This is a genomic window from Hymenobacter aquaticus (genome assembly GCF_004765605.1).
GTDB lineage: Bacteria > Bacteroidota > Bacteroidia > Cytophagales > Hymenobacteraceae > Hymenobacter > Hymenobacter aquaticus.
Map to the genome: position 1 here is coordinate 720,819 of NZ_SRLC01000002.1, position 17,086 is coordinate 737,904.

At 61.6% G+C, this 17,086-nt stretch carries 15 protein-coding genes and 2 tRNA genes; 11 read left to right on the forward strand and 6 right to left on the reverse strand.

Annotated features, from left to right (window positions below):
- Positions 1-215: 215 nt before the first annotated feature.
- The 3 genes from E5K00_RS15785 (at position 216) to E5K00_RS15795 (ending at position 2,984) form a co-directional block, all read left to right on the forward strand.
- Complete coding sequence (locus E5K00_RS15785) at positions 216-407, forward strand: hypothetical protein (protein ID WP_135464279.1); 192 nt, start codon at positions 216-218, stop codon at positions 405-407.
- A 102-nt stretch (positions 408-509) separates the two neighbouring features.
- Positions 510-1,253, forward strand: coding sequence for a metal-dependent hydrolase (locus tag E5K00_RS15790; RefSeq protein ID WP_135464280.1), 744 nt, complete (start codon positions 510-512; stop codon positions 1,251-1,253).
- A 735-nt stretch (positions 1,254-1,988) separates the two neighbouring features.
- On the forward strand, positions 1,989-2,984 hold the full coding sequence (locus E5K00_RS15795; protein WP_135464281.1) for an NYN domain-containing protein: 996 nt from the start codon (positions 1,989-1,991) through the stop codon (positions 2,982-2,984).
- A gap of 89 nt (positions 2,985-3,073) precedes the next feature.
- Here E5K00_RS15795 and E5K00_RS15800 read toward each other — a convergent pair whose 3' ends face one another.
- Complete coding sequence (locus tag E5K00_RS15800; protein ID WP_135464282.1) at positions 3,074-3,559, reverse strand: PaaI family thioesterase; 486 nt, start codon at positions 3,557-3,559, stop codon at positions 3,074-3,076.
- Positions 3,560-3,637: 78 nt separating this feature from the next.
- On the opposite strand from E5K00_RS15800, the gene E5K00_RS15805 reads away from it, so the two are divergent.
- A complete protein-coding gene (locus E5K00_RS15805) occupies positions 3,638-3,943 on the forward strand; it encodes a DUF962 domain-containing protein (RefSeq protein WP_135464283.1) in 306 nt (101 codons plus the stop codon).
- A 41-nt stretch (positions 3,944-3,984) separates the two neighbouring features.
- Here the strand turns inward: E5K00_RS15805 and E5K00_RS15810 are convergent, their stop codons facing one another.
- Positions 3,985-4,422, reverse strand: coding sequence for a GNAT family N-acetyltransferase (locus tag E5K00_RS15810; RefSeq protein WP_135464284.1), 438 nt, complete (start codon positions 4,420-4,422; stop codon positions 3,985-3,987).
- Positions 4,423-4,575: 153 nt separating this feature from the next.
- Between E5K00_RS15810 and E5K00_RS15815 the strand changes: the two genes are divergently transcribed.
- Both E5K00_RS15815 and E5K00_RS15820 read left to right on the forward strand, forming a co-directional pair.
- Positions 4,576-5,070, forward strand: coding sequence for a YajQ family cyclic di-GMP-binding protein (locus E5K00_RS15815; RefSeq protein WP_135464285.1), 495 nt, complete (start codon positions 4,576-4,578; stop codon positions 5,068-5,070).
- A gap of 130 nt (positions 5,071-5,200) precedes the next feature.
- Positions 5,201-5,968, forward strand: coding sequence for a TerC family protein (locus E5K00_RS15820; protein WP_262710094.1), 768 nt, complete (start codon positions 5,201-5,203; stop codon positions 5,966-5,968).
- 74 nt (positions 5,969-6,042) lie between these two features.
- On the opposite strand, the gene E5K00_RS15825 is transcribed toward E5K00_RS15820, so the two are convergent.
- The 4 genes from E5K00_RS15825 to E5K00_RS15840 all read right to left on the reverse strand — a co-directional run bounded on the left by E5K00_RS15825 (position 6,043) and on the right by E5K00_RS15840 (position 10,742).
- The gene (locus E5K00_RS15825; RefSeq protein WP_135464287.1) at positions 6,043-6,828 is read right to left on the reverse strand and encodes a J domain-containing protein; all 786 of its coding nucleotides are present in this window, start codon (positions 6,826-6,828) and stop codon (positions 6,043-6,045) included.
- Positions 6,829-6,831: 3 nt separating this feature from the next.
- Positions 6,832-7,263 (reverse strand): hypothetical protein, encoded by a 432-nt coding sequence (locus E5K00_RS15830; RefSeq protein WP_135464288.1) that lies wholly within the window; start codon positions 7,261-7,263, stop codon positions 6,832-6,834.
- 94 nt (positions 7,264-7,357) lie between these two features.
- Entirely contained in the window at positions 7,358-10,015 is a 2,658-nt protein-coding gene (locus E5K00_RS15835; RefSeq protein ID WP_135464289.1) for a T9SS-dependent M36 family metallopeptidase, read from the reverse strand.
- A gap of 187 nt (positions 10,016-10,202) precedes the next feature.
- Positions 10,203-10,742, reverse strand: a complete 540-nt coding sequence (locus E5K00_RS15840) for an RNA methyltransferase (protein ID WP_135464290.1) — start codon at positions 10,740-10,742, stop codon at positions 10,203-10,205.
- Between the two features lie 185 nt (positions 10,743-10,927).
- Between E5K00_RS15840 and mutS the strand changes: the two genes are divergently transcribed.
- From mutS to E5K00_RS15865, 5 genes are all read left to right on the forward strand, one after another.
- The gene (gene mutS, locus E5K00_RS15845; protein WP_135465016.1) at positions 10,928-13,648 is read left to right on the forward strand and encodes a DNA mismatch repair protein MutS; all 2,721 of its coding nucleotides are present in this window, start codon (positions 10,928-10,930) and stop codon (positions 13,646-13,648) included.
- A 177-nt stretch (positions 13,649-13,825) separates the two neighbouring features.
- Positions 13,826-13,898: transfer RNA gene (locus tag E5K00_RS15850), tRNA-Gly, on the forward strand.
- A 52-nt stretch (positions 13,899-13,950) separates the two neighbouring features.
- A complete protein-coding gene (locus E5K00_RS15855; RefSeq protein ID WP_135464291.1) occupies positions 13,951-14,463 on the forward strand; it encodes an HNH endonuclease signature motif containing protein in 513 nt (170 codons plus the stop codon).
- Positions 14,428-14,510, forward strand: a tRNA-Leu gene (locus E5K00_RS15860). The genes E5K00_RS15855 and E5K00_RS15860 overlap by 36 nt, the downstream gene beginning before the upstream one ends.
- Before the next feature lie 182 nt (positions 14,511-14,692).
- The gene (locus E5K00_RS15865) at positions 14,693-17,083 is read left to right on the forward strand and encodes a hypothetical protein (RefSeq protein ID WP_135464292.1); all 2,391 of its coding nucleotides are present in this window, start codon (positions 14,693-14,695) and stop codon (positions 17,081-17,083) included.
- Positions 17,084-17,086: the final 3 nt, after the last annotated feature.

Genomic DNA, 17,086 nt, shown 5'->3' on the forward strand with positions numbered 1-17,086 from the left:
TAGGAGACAGGCAAAAGGGAACAGCCCGGCCGAAGACAAATCCGGTCGGGCAGGGTTCGGGCACGGGTGCTAAGCAATACCGCCGCCAAGGTCCGAAAGTTTCCGCGAAGCCCGAATGAAAAATGGTTACGGTTGAGTTGGCGGAAAAATGATAAATTGGTCTTTGCTTTGCTTCGCCCTGCCGCTCCAATCACCCCCCAATTCCCCTGTTGCGTATGGACCCCACCCGTAACCCCGCCGAGGACCAGGATTTCAATTTCGACGCCTGGGTGCGTTGGCAAACCCTGAAAAATGCCTGGGTCGGCGTGCAGGAAACCCGCCTGCGGGCCGCCCGGCCCCAGCCCGCCCCGGCGCCCGAGCCGCCCTTCGAGCCGGAAATCGTGTACCTGCTGCCCGTGCCCAACTAAGCCCGGCCCGGCTATTCCCGCGTAAGCCGCCGATATTTTTCCGCCCGCCCTGAGTGGCGGGCCCGTACCTTCGTGCTTTAGCAATTCTATTCCGATTCTGAAGTGCGCGGTTCTTCTCATCTGGCCATTGGCCTGATTACTGGCGTGGCCGTGGGCGGCCTGGTGGCGGGCGTGCCGTTTTCCCCCGCCGGCATTGCCCTGGCCGGCTTTTCGGCCCTGGCTCCCGACCTCGACCACCCCAGCTCCCGCCTGAGCAAGCGCCTGAGCTTTTCGCAGAACTACGTGCGCTTTGCCTTCGCGCTCGTGGCCCTGGGCCTGGCCGGCTACACGCACTACATGCTGCCCCTGGGCTCGTCCGACCGGCGTATGGGCTTCACCGCGGCCCTGGCGTTCGGCCTGATCGGGGTGGCCATGCAGGGCGGCTCGGCCCGCAAGCTGGCCCTCATGTTCACCGGCATCTGCACCGGCCTGGCTGGGCTCTACTTCGGGTTTCTGTGGCTGAGTCTGCTGGGGACGTTCGTGGCGCTGGCGCCCTACACCTCCCACCGCACCTGGACGCACACCATCTGGGCCACCGCCCTGTGGACCTACATCGGCTACCTGGCCAACAACACCCTGGGCTGGCACGGCGTGGCCCACTTTGCCGGGGCTGGCTACGCGTCCCACCTCGTGGCCGACTCCCTGACCAAAGCCGGGGTGAAGTGGTTTATGCCCCTGTCCGACTACTCCTTCAAGATTCCGCTGATCCGGACCGGCTCGACGGCCGGCAACCTGCTGGAAGTTGGCATTTGCGTGGGCTACGCGGCCGTCGTGCTGGTGCTCATCGTCGCCGGCCTGCATTTCTAAGGCTCGTTTGAGGCTCGCCGCCCGTCCGGGGCTACCGCCGCGTTGCCGGGTCCGGCGGCGGCGCGCAACGCGGCCGGAAACAAACCCGCAGCGGCCGACAGAAACCGCAAAAAATGGGAATCCTATTGCCCGGATGACGTGTTAGGAGCAAAGAGGAGGAAAGTGAAAAAACGCTTTTTTTGGGCTGAATAGAGTGCCTTTTTTTGCTCAATAATGTATTATTCCGATATTCTATCGGATATATCGAAAGTGGGCCACGGGTGAAGATAGGATGATGGAAAGGACAATTTCAGTGCGCCGTTCAAGCTCATAGCTCTGACGATGCTGGCTAATGGAGATAAAAGTTGCACTGCTATGATTAAGCTGTTAGCTTCGCACCTATCAGGACAACTTTTCTGAAATTGTACTACGTTGGCGGTATGGCAGAATGCATTTTCGCTAATATTGTTTTAACTTACCGTACTTCAGGGAGGGAAGATTGAGTTGGATATAGGACTTTATACATGCCAAATTGTTGGGAGCTGATGTTCGGATAGCCGGATAAAGCATTTTTGTAAACTGAACCGTAGCCTTGTTTGTCACATAATCATGTGATACCCCCAAGTAGGCCGTGGTAAGAGCGCTAACCTACGAACTCAGATCTGTATCTTTGATCATAGCTACCTTAGCACCTTCGAACCGACTCTAACCATTTCTGCCCTGATTGCACACCTCTCGCATTAAAGCTTTTTTTGTATGAACCAGATGAATAGCCCACTGATAAGGATCGGCGTCTTTTACGACGGCAATTATTTCCTGAAAATCAGTGATTACTACTACTTTCAGCACGAGCGCAAAGCTCGGATTAGTTTAGAAGGCCTGCACGAGTACATCCGGCATCAGGTCGCCGAAGAGGAAGACGTTGATGTGCGCCTGAGCCAGATTACGGACGCGCATTTCTTCCGCGGCCGCCTGTCGGCCACCGAGGCCCGCGACAAAGACCGGCTGTTTCACGACCGGCTGCTGGACGACATTCTGATGAACCTGAGCATCGCCACGCACTACATGCCGCTCAAAACCCGCGACGGTCGTCTGCAGGAAAAGGGCATCGACGTGTGGCTGGCCCTGGAAGCCCTCGAACTGGCCCTGCACAAGAGCTTCGACGTAATCGTGCTCATCGCCGGCGACTCGGACTACGTGCCCCTGATCAAGAAGCTCAACACCATCGGCACCCGCGTGATGCTGCTGAACTGGGACTTCAAATACGTGGACTTCAAAGGCGAAAACCGTGTAACCCGCGCCTCGCAGCAGCTGCTGGAGCACGTGACCTACCCCGTGGCCATGCACGACGTCATCGACAGCGGCCTGTCGAGCAGCGACGAGCTGATCGAGAGCCTGTTCGTGAATACGCCCGAGCCCGTGGCTTTCCCCTCGGTGAAGCCGGTGCGCCCCACGGGCCCCACGGCCGCTGGTCCGGTGGGTACGGTGGGCATCAGCACCATCAAGAACCTCAAGAACGGCTTCGGCTTCGTGGTCATGCCGCCCAATAACCTGTTCTTCAGCTACGCCGACATGGCCGAAGGCGACTTCAACGACCTGCGTGAAGGCGACTGGGTGGAGTTTACGGTGGGCCGCAACCACCGCGACGAAGACTGCGCCCGCAACGTGCGCAAGGTGCAGCCCCCGCAGGAAGGTGACGGCGACGAGTACGAAGAGCACGAGCACCAGTCGGCCTCGTCGGATCTGCTCTAAGCCCGCGGTATACCATCCCGGATAATGGAAAAAGCCGGACCCTCCCAACTCTGGGGGCGTCCGGCTTTTCTGTTTTCGGGCGGGGCGGGCTACAGCTCGGCGGGGCCGTTGTCGACGTCGGGGAACAGCAGGCGGTGGAAGTCGCGCTTGTCGGCCGGGTAGCGGTTGAAGGTACCCATACCCCGGGCCACGACCAGCTCGCGGCTGGCGCAGGTTATTTCGGCGCTGCTCACAATCAGGGTTTTGCCCGAGTGGTCGACGCGGGCTCTGGCCACCAGAAAGTCGTGCAGGCGCACGGGGTGCAGGTAGTTGATCTTAAACTCCACGGTCGAGACCAGCTCGCCGCTCTGGAAGGAGAGAGTGAGGGCCGCCGCGCCCAGGGCCGCATCCATCAGGCCGGCAATGACGCCCCCGTGGCAGGTGCCCGGCGACGAGAGGTGGTCGGGGCGCACCGTCATGGTGTACTCTACCTGGCCGGGACTGGTCACCGTGAGCTGCATGCCGTTGGTGCGCCCGTAGTGGTTGATCTGATTATAAATAGCTACCAGCGTAGCGACGTCGAAGGAGGGGTCCATGGTGGGAAAGGAACTGGGCGGAAAAGAACTGGATATTGGCTGAAAAGTTAGGTTTCTTTACCCAATAACCCCACCGCCATGTCTGCTGCGCCCCTTTCCTTCGCCGAGTTTTATCCGCGCTACCTGCGCGAGCACAGCAAGCGCGGCACCCGGGTGCTGCACTTCCTCGGCACCACGCTGTTTCTGACGGCCTTCGTGCTGGCGCTGGTGTGGCAGCGCTTCAACCTGATTCCGCTGGGCATCGTGGCGGCTTACGGCTTTGCCTGGATCGGTCACTTTTTCGTGGAGCGCAACCGGCCGGCTACGTTTCAGCACCCCTGGTATTCGCTGCTCGGCGACTTCCGGCTGTACTTCGACCTGCTGCGCGGCCGGGAGCGTTTCTAAGTCACGGATTCGGGCGGGTTTTTTGGATGTTGGGCCTAAGGCTACAAGTCTTTGCGCATCAGAAAGTGCGGGATGGAGCCAAACAGCGTGTGCGAGGGCGCCACGACCCGGTAGCCCTGCCGCTCATAAAACGGCACGGCTGCCTGGCGGGCGTGCAGCACGCACTCGGTGAGGCCCTGGCGACGGGCGGCATCTTCCAGGTACGCCAGCAGCTGCCCGCCGATGCCCTGCCCCTGATGCGCCGCATCGACGGCCATGTAGCGCACCTGGGCCTGGCCGGGGCCGCTGGGGTGGAGGCGGGCTACGCCGGCTACGTGGCCCTGCGCGTCGGCGTAGAGGGCGTGAATGGTCGTGGGGGCCGCGTCGTCGTCGGCCCGCTCCGAGCCCGGGGGCTGGTGCCAGGGCTGGCGCAGCACCTGGTAACGAAGCTGGTAGTAGGCGGCGAAGTCGGCGGGGGAGTGGGGGGCACGGATGGGCATGGGCGGGCGGCTGAGGGGACGAGTTACGCAAGGACCGCCGAAAATCTGCGTGGGTTGCGGCGGGCATTTGATACTTTTGCCGTTCAACTTCGTACCAACACCTCTGGCCCGGGCCAGAGCTTTTCGGCCACCATTTCACCCAATCGCACGATTATGCCTTCTTTCGACATTGTAAGCAAAGTAGACCCCCAAACGCTGGAAAACGCGGTAAACACGGCTAAGAAGGAGCTGCAAACCCGCTACGACCTGCGCGACACGAAAGGCGGCATCGAGCTGGACAAGAAGGCCAACACGATTCAGCTGAGCTCGGAAAACTCGATGCGGGTAAAAGCATTGGAAGACATTCTGCTGGGCCGCGTGGTGAAGCAGGGCCTGGATGGCACCTGCCTCGACTTTTCGGCCGAGGAGCAGCCTTCCGGCAACCTGGTGAAGAAAACCATCAAGGTGCGCGCCGGCATCGACAAGGAAGCCAGCCGCAAGATCATGAAGCTTATCAAGGACAGCAAAATCAAGGTCGATGCCCAAACCCAGGACGAGCAGATCCGGGTGTCGAGCAAAAAGATTGACGAGCTCCAGCAGGTTATTGCCCTGCTGCGGCAGAAGTCGGCCGAAGTGGGACAGCCGCTGCAATTCGTGAATATGAAATAAAGGTTTCTTTTAATGTGCTAATTACTAATGTGCTGATGTGCTAATGGTTCGTGTAGTCAGGAGCCAGCATAGCAGCCCGTTTTTCCAGATTAGCACATCAGCACATTTTTCCATATTAGCACATTAACGCGTGTTCGACTTTTCTGTTTTTTCCAGCCCTCAGGCGTGGGTTAGCTTGCTTACCCTCACGTTCATGGAAATCGTGCTGGGCATCGACAACATCATCTTCATTTCCATCGTCGTCAACCGGCTGAGTCCGGAACAGCAGAAGCGGGGGCGCACCATCGGTTTGTTGCTGGCCCTGCTCATCCGCATCGGCTTGTTGATGAGTATTTCCTGGATTGTGGGCCTGAAAGCGCCGCTTTTCCACATCGACGTGCCGTGGGCCGACCACGACTTCGGCGTGACCGGGCGCGACATTATCCTGCTCATCGGGGGCTTGTTCCTGATTGGCAAGAGCACCACCGAAATCCACACCAAGCTACAGGGCGAGGAAGAGGAAGCCGGGGCTACGCCCACCTACAGCTCCATGGGCCGCATCATCGTCCAGATCGTACTGATTGACATCGTGTTCAGCTTCGACTCGATTCTGACGGCCGTGGGCCTGGTCGACAACGTGCTGATTATGATTCTGGCCGTGGTGCTGTCGATGGGCGTGATGCTGGTTTTCTCGGGCGTGGTCGGCGAGTTCGTCAACCGCAACCCCACCATCAAGATGCTGGCCCTGTCGTTCCTGATTATGATTGGGGTGATGCTGGTGATGGAAGCCTTCCACAAGGAAATCGAGAAAGGCTACATCTACTTCGCCATGTTCTTCTCCTTGCTGGTGGAGCTGCTCAACATGCGGCTGCGCAAAAAAGCCAAGCCCGTGCAGCTGCGCGAGTCGCAGTACGACTAAGCACCTGCGCAGTCTTCGTACAAAAAAAGCCTCTTCCACGGTTGGAAGAGGCTTTTTTCATTTAGTGCGGCAAGTCATTTCCCGAGCATGAGCAGCACCAGGCTGGCCAGGGCCGTGGCAATGATAACGGCGTTGATCCGGCCGGCGTCGCCGAGCAGGCGGCCCTGGGTGAGGCCGGCCATGAGCAGTAGTAGCCCAGTAAACGTGAACAGTGCCTGGTGGCGGAACAGCACGGGCAACGGCCGCCCCCCCTGCAACAGCCGCGCCTCCCGGATAAAGTGAAACAGCACCGACACCCGTAGCCGCAGCCGGGTATTGGTAGCAAACATGGTTTCCACCGATTCGTCCCGGGTCAGGAAGCGGCCCTTATCCGTCTGAACCACGTACCGGTCGTGGCCCGGGTCGTAGAGGGCCGGGCCGGTGAAAGAGGCCGTAGTGGGGTAGCTCAGGCCAAAATAATCGACGAAAACCAGCAGCGCCAACGCTAGTAGCACCTTGCCCAAGAACCGGCTGCTGGCCTGGTATTTCCGGAAGTCGATGGGCGGGGTGGCCCGGCGCCGGAACGACTGCCGCGGCGGGGCGGCGGCCCGGGGTGGGGGCGTAGCGCGCGGTGGCGGCGCTGCTGGGCTGGCCGGGCGCGGCGGGTTGCGGTAGGCGCTCAGCAGCGCGTCGTAGCCCCGGCGGCGGGCCGGGTTGCTGAGCACGTCGTACGCTTCGTTCACGAGCAGAAACTGCTGGTGGGCGGCCGGGTCGGTGGTCCGGTCGGGGTGGGTGAGTAGCACCAGCCGGCGGTAGGCCCGCCGGATGTCGTCGGTGGTGGCCTGCTCACTCACGCCCAGCGTGTGGTAATGGTTACGCATACCTTAGGCCGGCCCAGTCGTCGCAAGTTCGGCTACGGTGGCCAGCTGGCTTTGCACGCGCTGGGTGGCCAGCTCCAGAATCCGCCGGCTGACCTCCGGCCGGTGCTGGCGGTAGAACCGCCGCTCGGCGCTCGTAAACAGCCCGATAATGCTGCCGATGATGGTGTAGCGCAGCTTCACGTTGCGGGCCAGCAGCTCGGCTACCTGCCGGTGCTGCTCGGCCGGGCTGCGGCCCGCGAATATGACGTGGTGCTCGCGCAGGAAGTCGGCTACCACAGCCAGCAGCAACTCGTTCTGTAGCTTGAGCACGGGCCGCAGGGTGCGGTGCAGAAAGTCGCCGACGGTAGCCTCTGGTTCGGCGGGCGCGGCGGCGGGCAGCACGGGGCGCAACGCCAGCAGCGCGGCATCGGTGGGCGTAGATGTTTCGGGAGCCATAAAACGGTGGGTGAAGCGGGTTTTTAACCGCAAAAAACCCGCCCGGCAGGGTGCCAGACGGGTTTTGCTATACGTAAACGAAATGCCGCAGGACTTAGTGCTGCACCATTACCTTCTTGGTAATCGTGCCTTCCGAGGTCGTCAGGCGCACTACGTACATGCCGTTGGCCAGCTCCGTGGTGTTGAGGCGGGCACCTTCGGCCTGGATGTGCGCGGCCGAAGCCGACGTACCCAGCACCTTGCGGCCCATCATGGTCAGCATCTCGATTTGCACCGGAGCCTTGCTGCTCACCTGGGTCCGCACGATCAGCTGATCAGCGGCGGGGTTCGGATACACTTCCAGCAGCTTCTCGTTGAGAACCTTCTGCGTGCTCAGCACGGTGGGCAGCTCGAAGCCGGCGGTGTTGTCGCCGACGCTGGCTGTGCCCTGTACGGCGTTGGCACCCATGCCCCGACGGGCGAATACCTGCCAGATCAGGGCCGAGTTGGCGTGGCGGTTGTTCAGGCTGTCGGCCTTCAGGATGGCGTCGCGGCCGTCGAGGAAGCCGGGCGTGCACTTCTGCAGCTTGCAGCCGTCGAGTACCAGTTGCAGGCAGATGTTGTTGCCGCCGGTTGCGGCCGTGAGGTCGGCGTTGTAGCCGTATTTGTTGATCAGCGCCCAGTTCAGGTCCCACAGCACCGTGGCCCATACCTCACCCACGTCGTGGGTTTCCGAGTACTGGCCGCTGCCCGTGCCGATGAAGGCGTAGGTGTAGTTGTTCACCGTGAAGTCGGTCGAGTAAGGCTTGCGGCGAATACCGGCGCCGGTGGGCAGCTGGTTTACGGCGTAAGTCCCTACGCCGCGGGCGGTGGTGCCTACGTCGCCGGGCTTGGTGGTCATCCACAGGCCGAAGAAGTCGCTCCAGCCTTCACCCATCGTTTCGTTGGGAACCCCGTTGGTAGAGGTCGGCAAGCAGGCGCCCGTACCGCCGCCGGTGAGGCGGTTGGAGATGCCGTGGCCGTATTCGTGGGCCACGATGCCGTTGTCGAAGTCGCCATCGGGGCCAGCGCCGCCGGTGCCACCCACCATCACGGGGCCGCCTTCCATGGCCTGCTTAAGCCGGGCACCCAGGGCCTGGGTGATGAAGACCGACGGAATCCGGATGCCGACCGTGTCGGGGGAAGCGCCGGTCATGCCGCCCACGGTGGCCGCGCCGGCCGTATCCACTACTACCACCATGCGGGCACCAGCGGCCTGCGCCAGCTGGATTTTCGAGGCAAACGTGCACTTGCCCCGGTCGATTACGGCGATGTTGCCGCTCAGGGCGGCCGGGTTCAGCAGGGGGCCGTTGCAGCCGCGGGAGGGCTTGGCCGAGCCGTCGTTTACCAATACCAGCTTGCCGCGGTAGGTGCTACCCAGCGAGTTGACGGTGCGGCCGAAATCGGCCAGACCGGCGGGGTAGGTGCCGGCTACCGAAGCGGGCGAGGCCACAATCAGGGTGCCGGGGGCGGCGCTCCAGTTGTACATCTGCATTTTGCCGCGCGTGCCATCGGGCGGGGTGCTGAAGTTGGCGTTGTTGGTGCCGCCGCCGTCCTGCGCCTCCGCCTTCACCTGGTCGTTGCCCAGGCCCAGGTTTGTGTAGTTCTTCTGCTGGAAGTTGGCGGCGCCTTCCGTGAAGCCCTTGCGGAACATGATGTCGTGCATCACGTTGTTCCAGTAGAACAGGTTGGTAACGGCTAGCTTCAGGTTGCCGACCTGGCGCAGGTTGGGGTCGTAGGGGAAGTCAAATTCCAGGTTGGGGCCGCCATCGGGGCTCACGCTGGAGTTGGCAATGTAGGCGTTCCGGTTGTTGCGGTCGTCGTAGGCGTGCACGTTGTTGCCGCGCGTGATGGTGTACTCCGGGCCGGCTACGCCGTTGTCGTCGTGCCAGCCGAAGGGCGAGGCCACGGCGTCAGCGGGATTGACGGCAAGCTGACGCGGGCCGTGGATGGGGCTTTCCACGGTAATGGGCCACACGTTGTAGCTGTTGGGCACGTTCACCTTGTTGGCGGTGGCCGGTGCCGTTTCGGGCATCTTCATCACCGACACGGCGCGCTCCGTGAGCTGGGCAAACGACACGGGCTCGTGTACCGTGTAGGAATACTTGCTCACCAGGGCGCCGGTGCGGGCATCCACGCGCACCGACCAGGCGTCGTCGCTGGTAGTGGGCCACAGCAGCACGTCGTACACCAGGCGCAGGTCGCCGCCGGCTACGGGCAGGTACATCAGCTTGGCTTTGATCTTGTCCTGCGAAATGCCGCCGTCGCTGAAGGTCAGGCCTTCGGCCGGAGTGGCGGCCACTTCCGCGTTCAGGCTGCGGGGGGCAGCTACCTGCAGGGCGCGGGCGGCGGCTTCCACGGCCTGGGCCGGCGTCAGGGTAGGCGTGGTGGTGCGGGCCGCGGCGGCTACGTTGGGCAGGAAGGTGCTGTGCAGCGCCGTTACCTTGCCCGTGCTCGTGACGTGGGCATCGGCTACGGCATCCAGAATTTCAATGCCTTCGTGGCGCTGCCGCAGGTACACGTGGGTCACCCCGTTGTGCTTGTCGGTGTACTGGTTGGTAACGGCCGGGTTGGTCAGGTCCGACTCGCTCAGACCGAAACGGCTCCGTTGGGCCGTCAGTTGGCTCAGGGCCCGGTCGAGGGGGGCATTCTGGGCGGAACCCAGCGCCGGCACGGCCAACAGGGCCGCCAGCGCCAGCGCCCGGTACACGGACACAGTAGAAGTTAACTTCATAGGAAGAGGTTAGGAAAGAAATGCAAAAGGGAGGCGAAAAGCCGTTTCCAAATCTACACAAAATCCGCACAGATTTGCTGCCCGCCCGCTAACTTTCCTTGCCTTTTCCGGCTATTCTCTGCCGAAATAATCAGGTAATAGCCCTATTGGTGCTATTTTTCCAACAACCATTCGGCTTGTTCTATATTCAGGAGCCGGCCTGGTTCAGCTTCGCTATAAAGTCCCAGAGCACCACGCCGGCGGCCACCGATACGTTCAACGAATGCTTGGTGCCGAACTGCGGAATTTCCACCGCCGCGTCGCACAGGGCCAGCACCTCGTCGTCTACCCCGAACACCTCGTTGCCCATCACCAGGGCGTAGGGCTGGCCGGACCGGGGCCGGAAGGCGGGCAGCAGCTGGCTGGCGTCGGTTTGCTCCACGGCCACCACCACGTAGCCGGCCGCCTTGAGCTGGGCAATGGCCTCGACGGTGGTAGCGGCGTATTCCCAGGCTACCGACTCGGTGCTGCCCAGGGCCGTCTTGGTGATTTCGCGCTGCGGGGGCCGGCCGGTGATGCCGCAGAGCCAGATTTTCTCGATGGCAAAGGCGTCGGCGGTGCGGAAGGCCGAGCCCACGTTGTGCAGGCTGCGCACGTTGTCGAGCACCAGGGTCAGGGGGAATTTTTGCGTACTTTTGAAGTCTGCCACCGAGAGCCGGTTCAGCTCTTCCATTGTTCTTTTGCGCATTGCCAACGAGGTATTTTGCCCAAAGGTAGGACGGGCCGCCCGATAGGCCGCCGGCCCGGAACTGCGGCCTCGGCCCGCGCTGTTGGCAAGTAGTCCTTTCTTATAGTAACTCCCCGGCGCTTTCGGGCGCCTTATTCTCCTCGATTCCTTTGCGTACTGCCTCCACTCCGAAGAAGCCGGTGCCCATGCACGGCACGCTGGGGCCCGCCCCGGTGATTGATACGCCGCTGATGAAGCAGTATTATCAGCTCAAAGAGCAGCACCCCGGCGCCTTGCTGCTGTTCCGCGTCGGCGACTTCTACGAAACCTTCGGCGAGGATGCCGTAACGGCCTCCCGCATTCTAGACATCACCCTGACCAAGCGCGGGGCCGGTACCTCGTCGGAAACCCCGCTGGCCGGCTTTCCCCACCACGCCCTCGACAACTACCTGCCCAAGCTCGTGCGGGCCGGGCAGCGCGTGGCCATCTGCGACCAGCTCGAAGACCCCAAGCAGGCCAAGGGCCTCGTCAAGCGCGGTATTACCGAGCTGGTCACGCCGGGCGTTTCCTTTAATGACAACGTGCTGGAGCGCCGCTCCAACAACTACCTGGCCGCCGTGCATTTCGGCAAGCAGGAGTGCGGCATTGCCTTCCTCGACATCAGCACCGGCGAATTCCTGGTGGCCCAGGGCGACCATGCCTACCTGGGCAAGCTGCTCCAGAATTTCTCCCCGGCCGAGGTCTTGTTCTGCAAAAAGAGCCGCTCGGAGTTTGAGCAGCACTACGGCCCGGATTATTGCCACTACGCCCTCGATGAATGGGTTTTTGGCGCCGACTACACCTACGAAACCCTCACCCGCCACTTCAACACGGCCTCACTCAAGGGCTTCGGCATCGACGGGCTGCGGGAGGGCATTACGGCCGCCGGCTGCATCATGCACTACCTGGCCGAAACCAAGCACACCGACATCGGCCACATTGCCAGCATCGGGCGCCTGGAGGAAGACAAGTACGTGTGGCTCGACCGGTTCACCGTCCGCAACCTGGAGCTGGTCCACGCCCAGCACCCCGGCGGCGTGCCCCTGATTGACATTCTGGACCAGACCGTGACGCCCATGGGCGCCCGCCTGCTGCGCAAGTGGGTGGTGCTGCCCCTCAAGGAGCCCGCCCAGATTCAGCGCCGCCTCGACACGGTGGAAGGCTTGCTCGACAACCCCGAATTGCTGGGCGAGCTGGTGCAGCACCTCAAGCAGATCAACGACCTGGAGCGCCTGATTTCCAAAGTCGCCGTGCGCCGCATCAACCCCCGGGAGCTGCTCCAGCTCAGCCGCGCGCTGGACGCCGTGGGCCCGATTCGGGTGCTGCTGGCCGGCTCGGGCATGCGGGCCTTGCAGAAATTAGCCGACCAGCTCAACGCCTGCGAGACGCTACGGGAGGAAATCAAGGCCAAAATCCGGCCCGACGCGCCCATTCTCACCAACCAGGGCAATGTGCTCAACGAGGGCATTGATGCGGAGCTGGATGAGCTGCGCAGCATTGCTTTTTCGGGCAAGGACTATCTGTTTCAGCTCCAGCAGCGCGAAATCCAGAACACCGGCATTTCGTCGCTGAAAGTGGCTTACAACAAGGTATTCGGCTACTATCTGGAAGTCACCAACTCGCACAAGGATAAGGTGCCGGCCACCTGGATTCGGAAGCAGACCCTGGTGAATGCCGAGCGGTACATCACCGAGGAGCTGAAAACCTACGAGGAGAAGATTCTGCACGCCGAGGAGCGCCTGTTCGTCATCGAGCAGAACCTTTACAACGAGCTGGTGTTGTCGGCCATGGACTTCGTGCCCCAGATTCAGCAGAACGCCCGGGCCATCGGCATCATCGACTGCTTGGCCTCGTTTGCCGCCACGGCCCGGCAGCAGCGCTACGTGAAGCCCGTGGTCAACGACTCGACGCTGCTCGACATTCGGGCCGGCCGCCACCCGGTTATCGAGCGGCAGCTGCCGCCCGGCGAAGCCTACATTCCCAACGATATCCGCCTCGACCAGGACGAGCAGCAGATTGTGGTCATCACCGGGCCCAACATGGCCGGTAAGTCGGCCTTGCTGCGCCAGACGGCCCTCATCGTGCTCCTGGCCCAGATCGGCTCCTTCGTGCCCGCCGACGCGGCCACCATCGGCGTCATCGACAAGATTTTCACCCGGGTGGGCGCTTCCGATAACCTGAGCAAGGGTGAAAGCACCTTTATGGTGGAGATGACCGAAACGGCCAGCATCCTGAACAACCTCTCGGACCGCAGCCTGGTGCTGATGGACGAAATCGGGCGCGGCACCAGCACCTACGACGGTATCAGCATTGCCTGGGCCATCGTCGAGCATTTGCACAACAACCCCAAGGCCCGGGCCAAGACGCTCTTCGCCACCCACTACCACGAGCTCAACCAGCTGGCCGACGACTGTCCGCGGGTGCGCAATTACAACGTGGCCGTGCGCGAGTCCGACGGCCGCATCCTGTTCATGCGCAAGCTCGTGGAAGGCGGCTCCGAGCACAGCTTCGGCATTCACGTGGCCCGCATGGCCGGCATGCCCACCGCCGTGGTGCTGCGCGCCAACGAAATCATGCACCACCTAGAGCAGGAGCGGGCTTCCACCGGCCTCGAAGAAGGCCCCACCGAGTTCGACGAAGTGCTGGCCGGCCTGGAAACCGCGCCTAAAAACGGCAAGGCCAGTCGGGGCCCGGTGGCCCAGCCGGCCGCCGCCGTCGCCTCGGCCCCGCGGCCGAGCTTGCAGCTCAGCATGTTCGAGCCCGCCGACCCGGTCTTGGAGCGCATCCGCGAGCAGCTCCAGCAGCTCGACGTCAACACGCTCACGCCCATTGACGCCCTGCTAAAGCTGAACGAGCTGAAGCTGGCGTTGGGCGGGAAGGGCAAGTAAATGGGCGGTATGCGTATTCAGGGAGAAAAATTGCTGAAATTTTTCTCCCTGAAAATGAGCTAGAAAGGCCTTTTACAGTGAAATTTTAACGATTATTTTTGGGGTAGTACTTGACTCCAAGCAAAACGGTAGTACCTTTGTCACATCAAAACGCCACTACGGCGCCAAAGATCAAAAGCGAGAGTAGCTCAGTTGGTAGAGCGCGACCTTGCCAAGGTCGAGGTCGCGAGTTCGAACCTCGTCTCCCGCTCAAAAAGGATGTTTCTTCGGAGGCATCCTTTTTTTGTTTATTTTTCTTTGACATGGCTGCTATCCGTAAGTGCTTAAGTACCGACGATGAGTTTCGGCAGGCCGTGGCCGAAAGCTTATCGGTGGCGCGGGTTTTGAACCGCATCGGACTGGTTCCGGCAGGAGGCAACTACAGGACGGTGCATGCCCGCATAGCCCGGCTGGGACTTGATAAAAGCCACTTCACCGGCGCGGCGTGGAATGTGGGAAGCCGCTACCGGAACGTTAACAAGCCGGCTAATCTGGAGGCTTTGTTGGTTGAGGGGTCGAATTATCAGACCTTTAAGCTCAAAGCCCGGCTCATCGCCGAGGGCCGGTTTGTGCGAAGCTGTTCCGCTTGTAAGCTCACTCATTGGCAAGAGCAGCTGATTCCTCTGGAGCTTGACCACGTTAATGGAATCAACAATGATAATAGAATTGAGAATTTGCGCTTACTTTGCCCTAACTGTCACGCCTTAACCGAAACATACCGGGGCAAGAATCAGAAACGCGCCAGAGTGGTGGAACGGTATACACGAAGGTCTTAAACACCTTTGCCTTCAGTGGCTTACGGGTTCGAGTCCCGTCTCTGGTACTAAAAAAAGCCTCTCTGTATGCTGCAGAGAGGCTTTTTTTGTTGTCTGCAAGCTGGGGTTGAAGGCGTTATACACTGCCAGGGCGAGTGTGACAGGTCGTCAATGGATACCAACGCGCCACGGCCAGCGTTTAGGAATTGCCGCGTAGCTGAAATTAGCGCGGTTCCGGCTTACTTTGACTATGTCCTCTTACTCTCTGCTGCGGGTTCTGGTATCGGCTTTTTGCCTGTTGGGCGGCACCATTAGGGCGCACGGTCAGGCAAGCTTGCCGGGGCGGCCTCCGCAGGCCCTGTTACGGGCCAGCCTGCAGCGTGCCATTACGATGACTGGCGTGTGCGGCAATAGCTACGATGAGGACCAGCGGGTCCGGGATATTCAGGACCTCGACTCGATACAGGCCCGGTTTATCGGGCGGGCGACGGGCTGGTGGAACACTACCTACGACACGCGGGAGGACTCCCTGCACTTTGCCCGCACGTACTACAATACCCACCGGATTCAGGCTGCTGATTCGCTGGCAATTGTGCAGGGCGCCGTGTTCGAGTACATCCGCGACCGGGGCGCGACGACCAGCAACGCTGACCGGATCCGGATTCCGGGCTGGGTGCTGCAGGCCTGGGGACAGAAGGCCGATACGGTACGCTACTTCGTGAGTGCTAATATTGCCTACGCCCCCGGCGACACGCTCGACCCCATCGTGCACGACACGGCCCAGCCTTTCGAAGTGCCCGACGTAACCCGGCTCGAAGCCCGTATGTGGCTCTACTACCGGGCCTGTAGCTACCTGGCCGCCGATATTGAGGCGCTGCACATGGGCCAGATGCGGCTGATAGCCAACAAGGACCGCTACAACGACTACGCCGCCACCCGGGAGCTGTTCGACCAGATTCGCCGCTTCGCCCAGTACGGAGCGCCCGGCTTCGTGCAGCCCAATGGCCGGCAGGGAGCCCGGCGGCAGTGGGTGGCGCTCGACTGCCACTCCAAGCGCCTGCTCAAATCCCAGGGCCAGGATCTGTTCGACTTCTACTCGATACCCATCAGAGCAGTGAAGCTGTACACCAATGCCAACACCAAGGGCTTTTACGCCTCCGGGGTGTATGGCACCGAGCTGCTGGTCAATACGTGTCAGGAGGAGAACGGCGGTGTTTTTCAGGCCCACGAAAGCCCCGGCCTGTTTCTGGTGGAGTTTGATAACAGCCGCAGCCTGAGCGTAGCCCCTGATATCGGGACGCAGCACACGATGTGGGGCTGGGACGAAATAAGCTGGTTTGGGCAACAGCCGGCCGCTTACCGGGCCGACTGGCTACGCTACGCCCACAACTGGCTGGCCTGCAACGATACCGATGTGTTTCTGCAGATGCCCGGGCTGCGGGAGCAGTCAATTGTAGACCGTAGCAACCGGGAAGTCAAGACGCTGTACCGGTTCAGCGACACCCGGCTGGAAAAGCGGCGCATTCGCGAAATCTGGGACGGGGTGTACGACAACTGGGTGCCTGCCTATGCCGTGCCCGGTGCGGCCACAGCCGGTAGCGTGGCTATCGAAACCGACGGAGTCATCTATTGGGTCGATTCGACGTCGCACGCTATTGTCGGGGCCCGCTGGGATGCTACGGCCCGGGTGCCGGCCTGGGCGCCCTTTCGCGTGGGCGAAGTGGCCAATGCCGCCGGCGACCTGCGCTTTGAGGTCGCCGGCACCTTGTTTTATCGCACCCTCGACAATCATATCGAATATTATGAGTACGAAGCTGATGCACAGCGTTGGGTGCATTACACCACCAACGGCCCGGCTGATGTCGGCGGGAATCTGACGTTTGCAGGCGCCGGCCCGTTTCTGAACCGCCGCACCTATCCCACCATCTTCTACCGCAGCCTGACGGGCCGCCTGGAATACCTGCAATACGTGGACAGCACCGCCAGCTGGACCCACCAGGCCGTGCGCCGCGTCCGGGTAGATAACACGGCTGGTGCCATCGTGTGCCCTACTCCCGGGCTGGTAGCCTGCATTTCGGGCAGCGACATCAAAGTGTTTCGCCGCAATGGCCCGCGCTGGCAAAACGTGTCGCCGTGGGACGGCAAAAACGACGTGCGCAGCGACCTGAACTGGTCTAATTTCGCGGAAGATACCGAGCCGAACGGCACCATCGGCCGCTTCTACTACTGCTCTTTCACGAACGACATCGGCACGACCCGCTACGACTACGCCTCGGGCAAGTGGGATGATGGCGGCTTCAGCTACGTGGGCGTGCGCAACGCGGCCGGCGACATCACCTTTAAAGACGCTTCGGAGATGCTCTACCGTACCACCGATAAGCGAATCGGCTCTATCCGCTGGGGCTGTCCGCAGGGCCCGGCCGGCCGCCCGGGTTGGATTCAGTCGGAGTACGTGGGCGTGCAGGACTGCTACCGCGGCCTCGTGCGGCAGCGCGACAACAGCCTGTTTTACATCGGAGCCCAAAACACGGTGCGCTACCTGACCTGGGAGGGGCTCAAATGCACTCCGCCCGCCAATGCCCTCGGCCTGCGGCAACTTTCGGGGGATGCTGCGGAGAGCAAGCTGGGTTCGGCGGAATAGCCG

Bases quoted from the DNA above. Each gene is read 5' to 3' on its own strand.
- E5K00_RS15840 (WP_135464290.1), bottom strand. From the start codon at position 10,742: ATGCGCAAAAGAACAATGGAAGAGCTGAACCGGCTCTCGGTGGCAGAC.
- E5K00_RS15785 (WP_135464279.1), top strand. From the start codon at position 216: ATGGACCCCACCCGTAACCCCGCCGAGGACCAGGATTTCAATTTCGAC.
- E5K00_RS15810 (WP_135464284.1), bottom strand. From the start codon at position 4,422: ATGCCCATCCGTGCCCCCCACTCCCCCGCCGACTTCGCCGCCTACTAC.
- E5K00_RS15815 (WP_135464285.1), top strand. From the start codon at position 4,576: ATGCCTTCTTTCGACATTGTAAGCAAAGTAGACCCCCAAACGCTGGAA.
- E5K00_RS15865 (WP_135464292.1), top strand. From the start codon at position 14,693: ATGTCCTCTTACTCTCTGCTGCGGGTTCTGGTATCGGCTTTTTGCCTG.
- E5K00_RS15805 (WP_135464283.1), top strand. From the start codon at position 3,638: ATGTCTGCTGCGCCCCTTTCCTTCGCCGAGTTTTATCCGCGCTACCTG.
- E5K00_RS15825 (WP_135464287.1), bottom strand. From the start codon at position 6,828: ATGCGTAACCATTACCACACGCTGGGCGTGAGTGAGCAGGCCACCACC.
- mutS (WP_135465016.1), top strand. From the start codon at position 10,928: ATGCACGGCACGCTGGGGCCCGCCCCGGTGATTGATACGCCGCTGATG.
- E5K00_RS15800 (WP_135464282.1), bottom strand. From the start codon at position 3,559: ATGGACCCCTCCTTCGACGTCGCTACGCTGGTAGCTATTTATAATCAG.
- E5K00_RS15795 (WP_135464281.1), top strand. From the start codon at position 1,989: ATGAACCAGATGAATAGCCCACTGATAAGGATCGGCGTCTTTTACGAC.
- E5K00_RS15855 (WP_135464291.1), top strand. From the start codon at position 13,951: ATGGCTGCTATCCGTAAGTGCTTAAGTACCGACGATGAGTTTCGGCAG.
- E5K00_RS15835 (WP_135464289.1), bottom strand. From the start codon at position 10,015: ATGAAGTTAACTTCTACTGTGTCCGTGTACCGGGCGCTGGCGCTGGCG.
- E5K00_RS15830 (WP_135464288.1), bottom strand. From the start codon at position 7,263: ATGGCTCCCGAAACATCTACGCCCACCGATGCCGCGCTGCTGGCGTTG.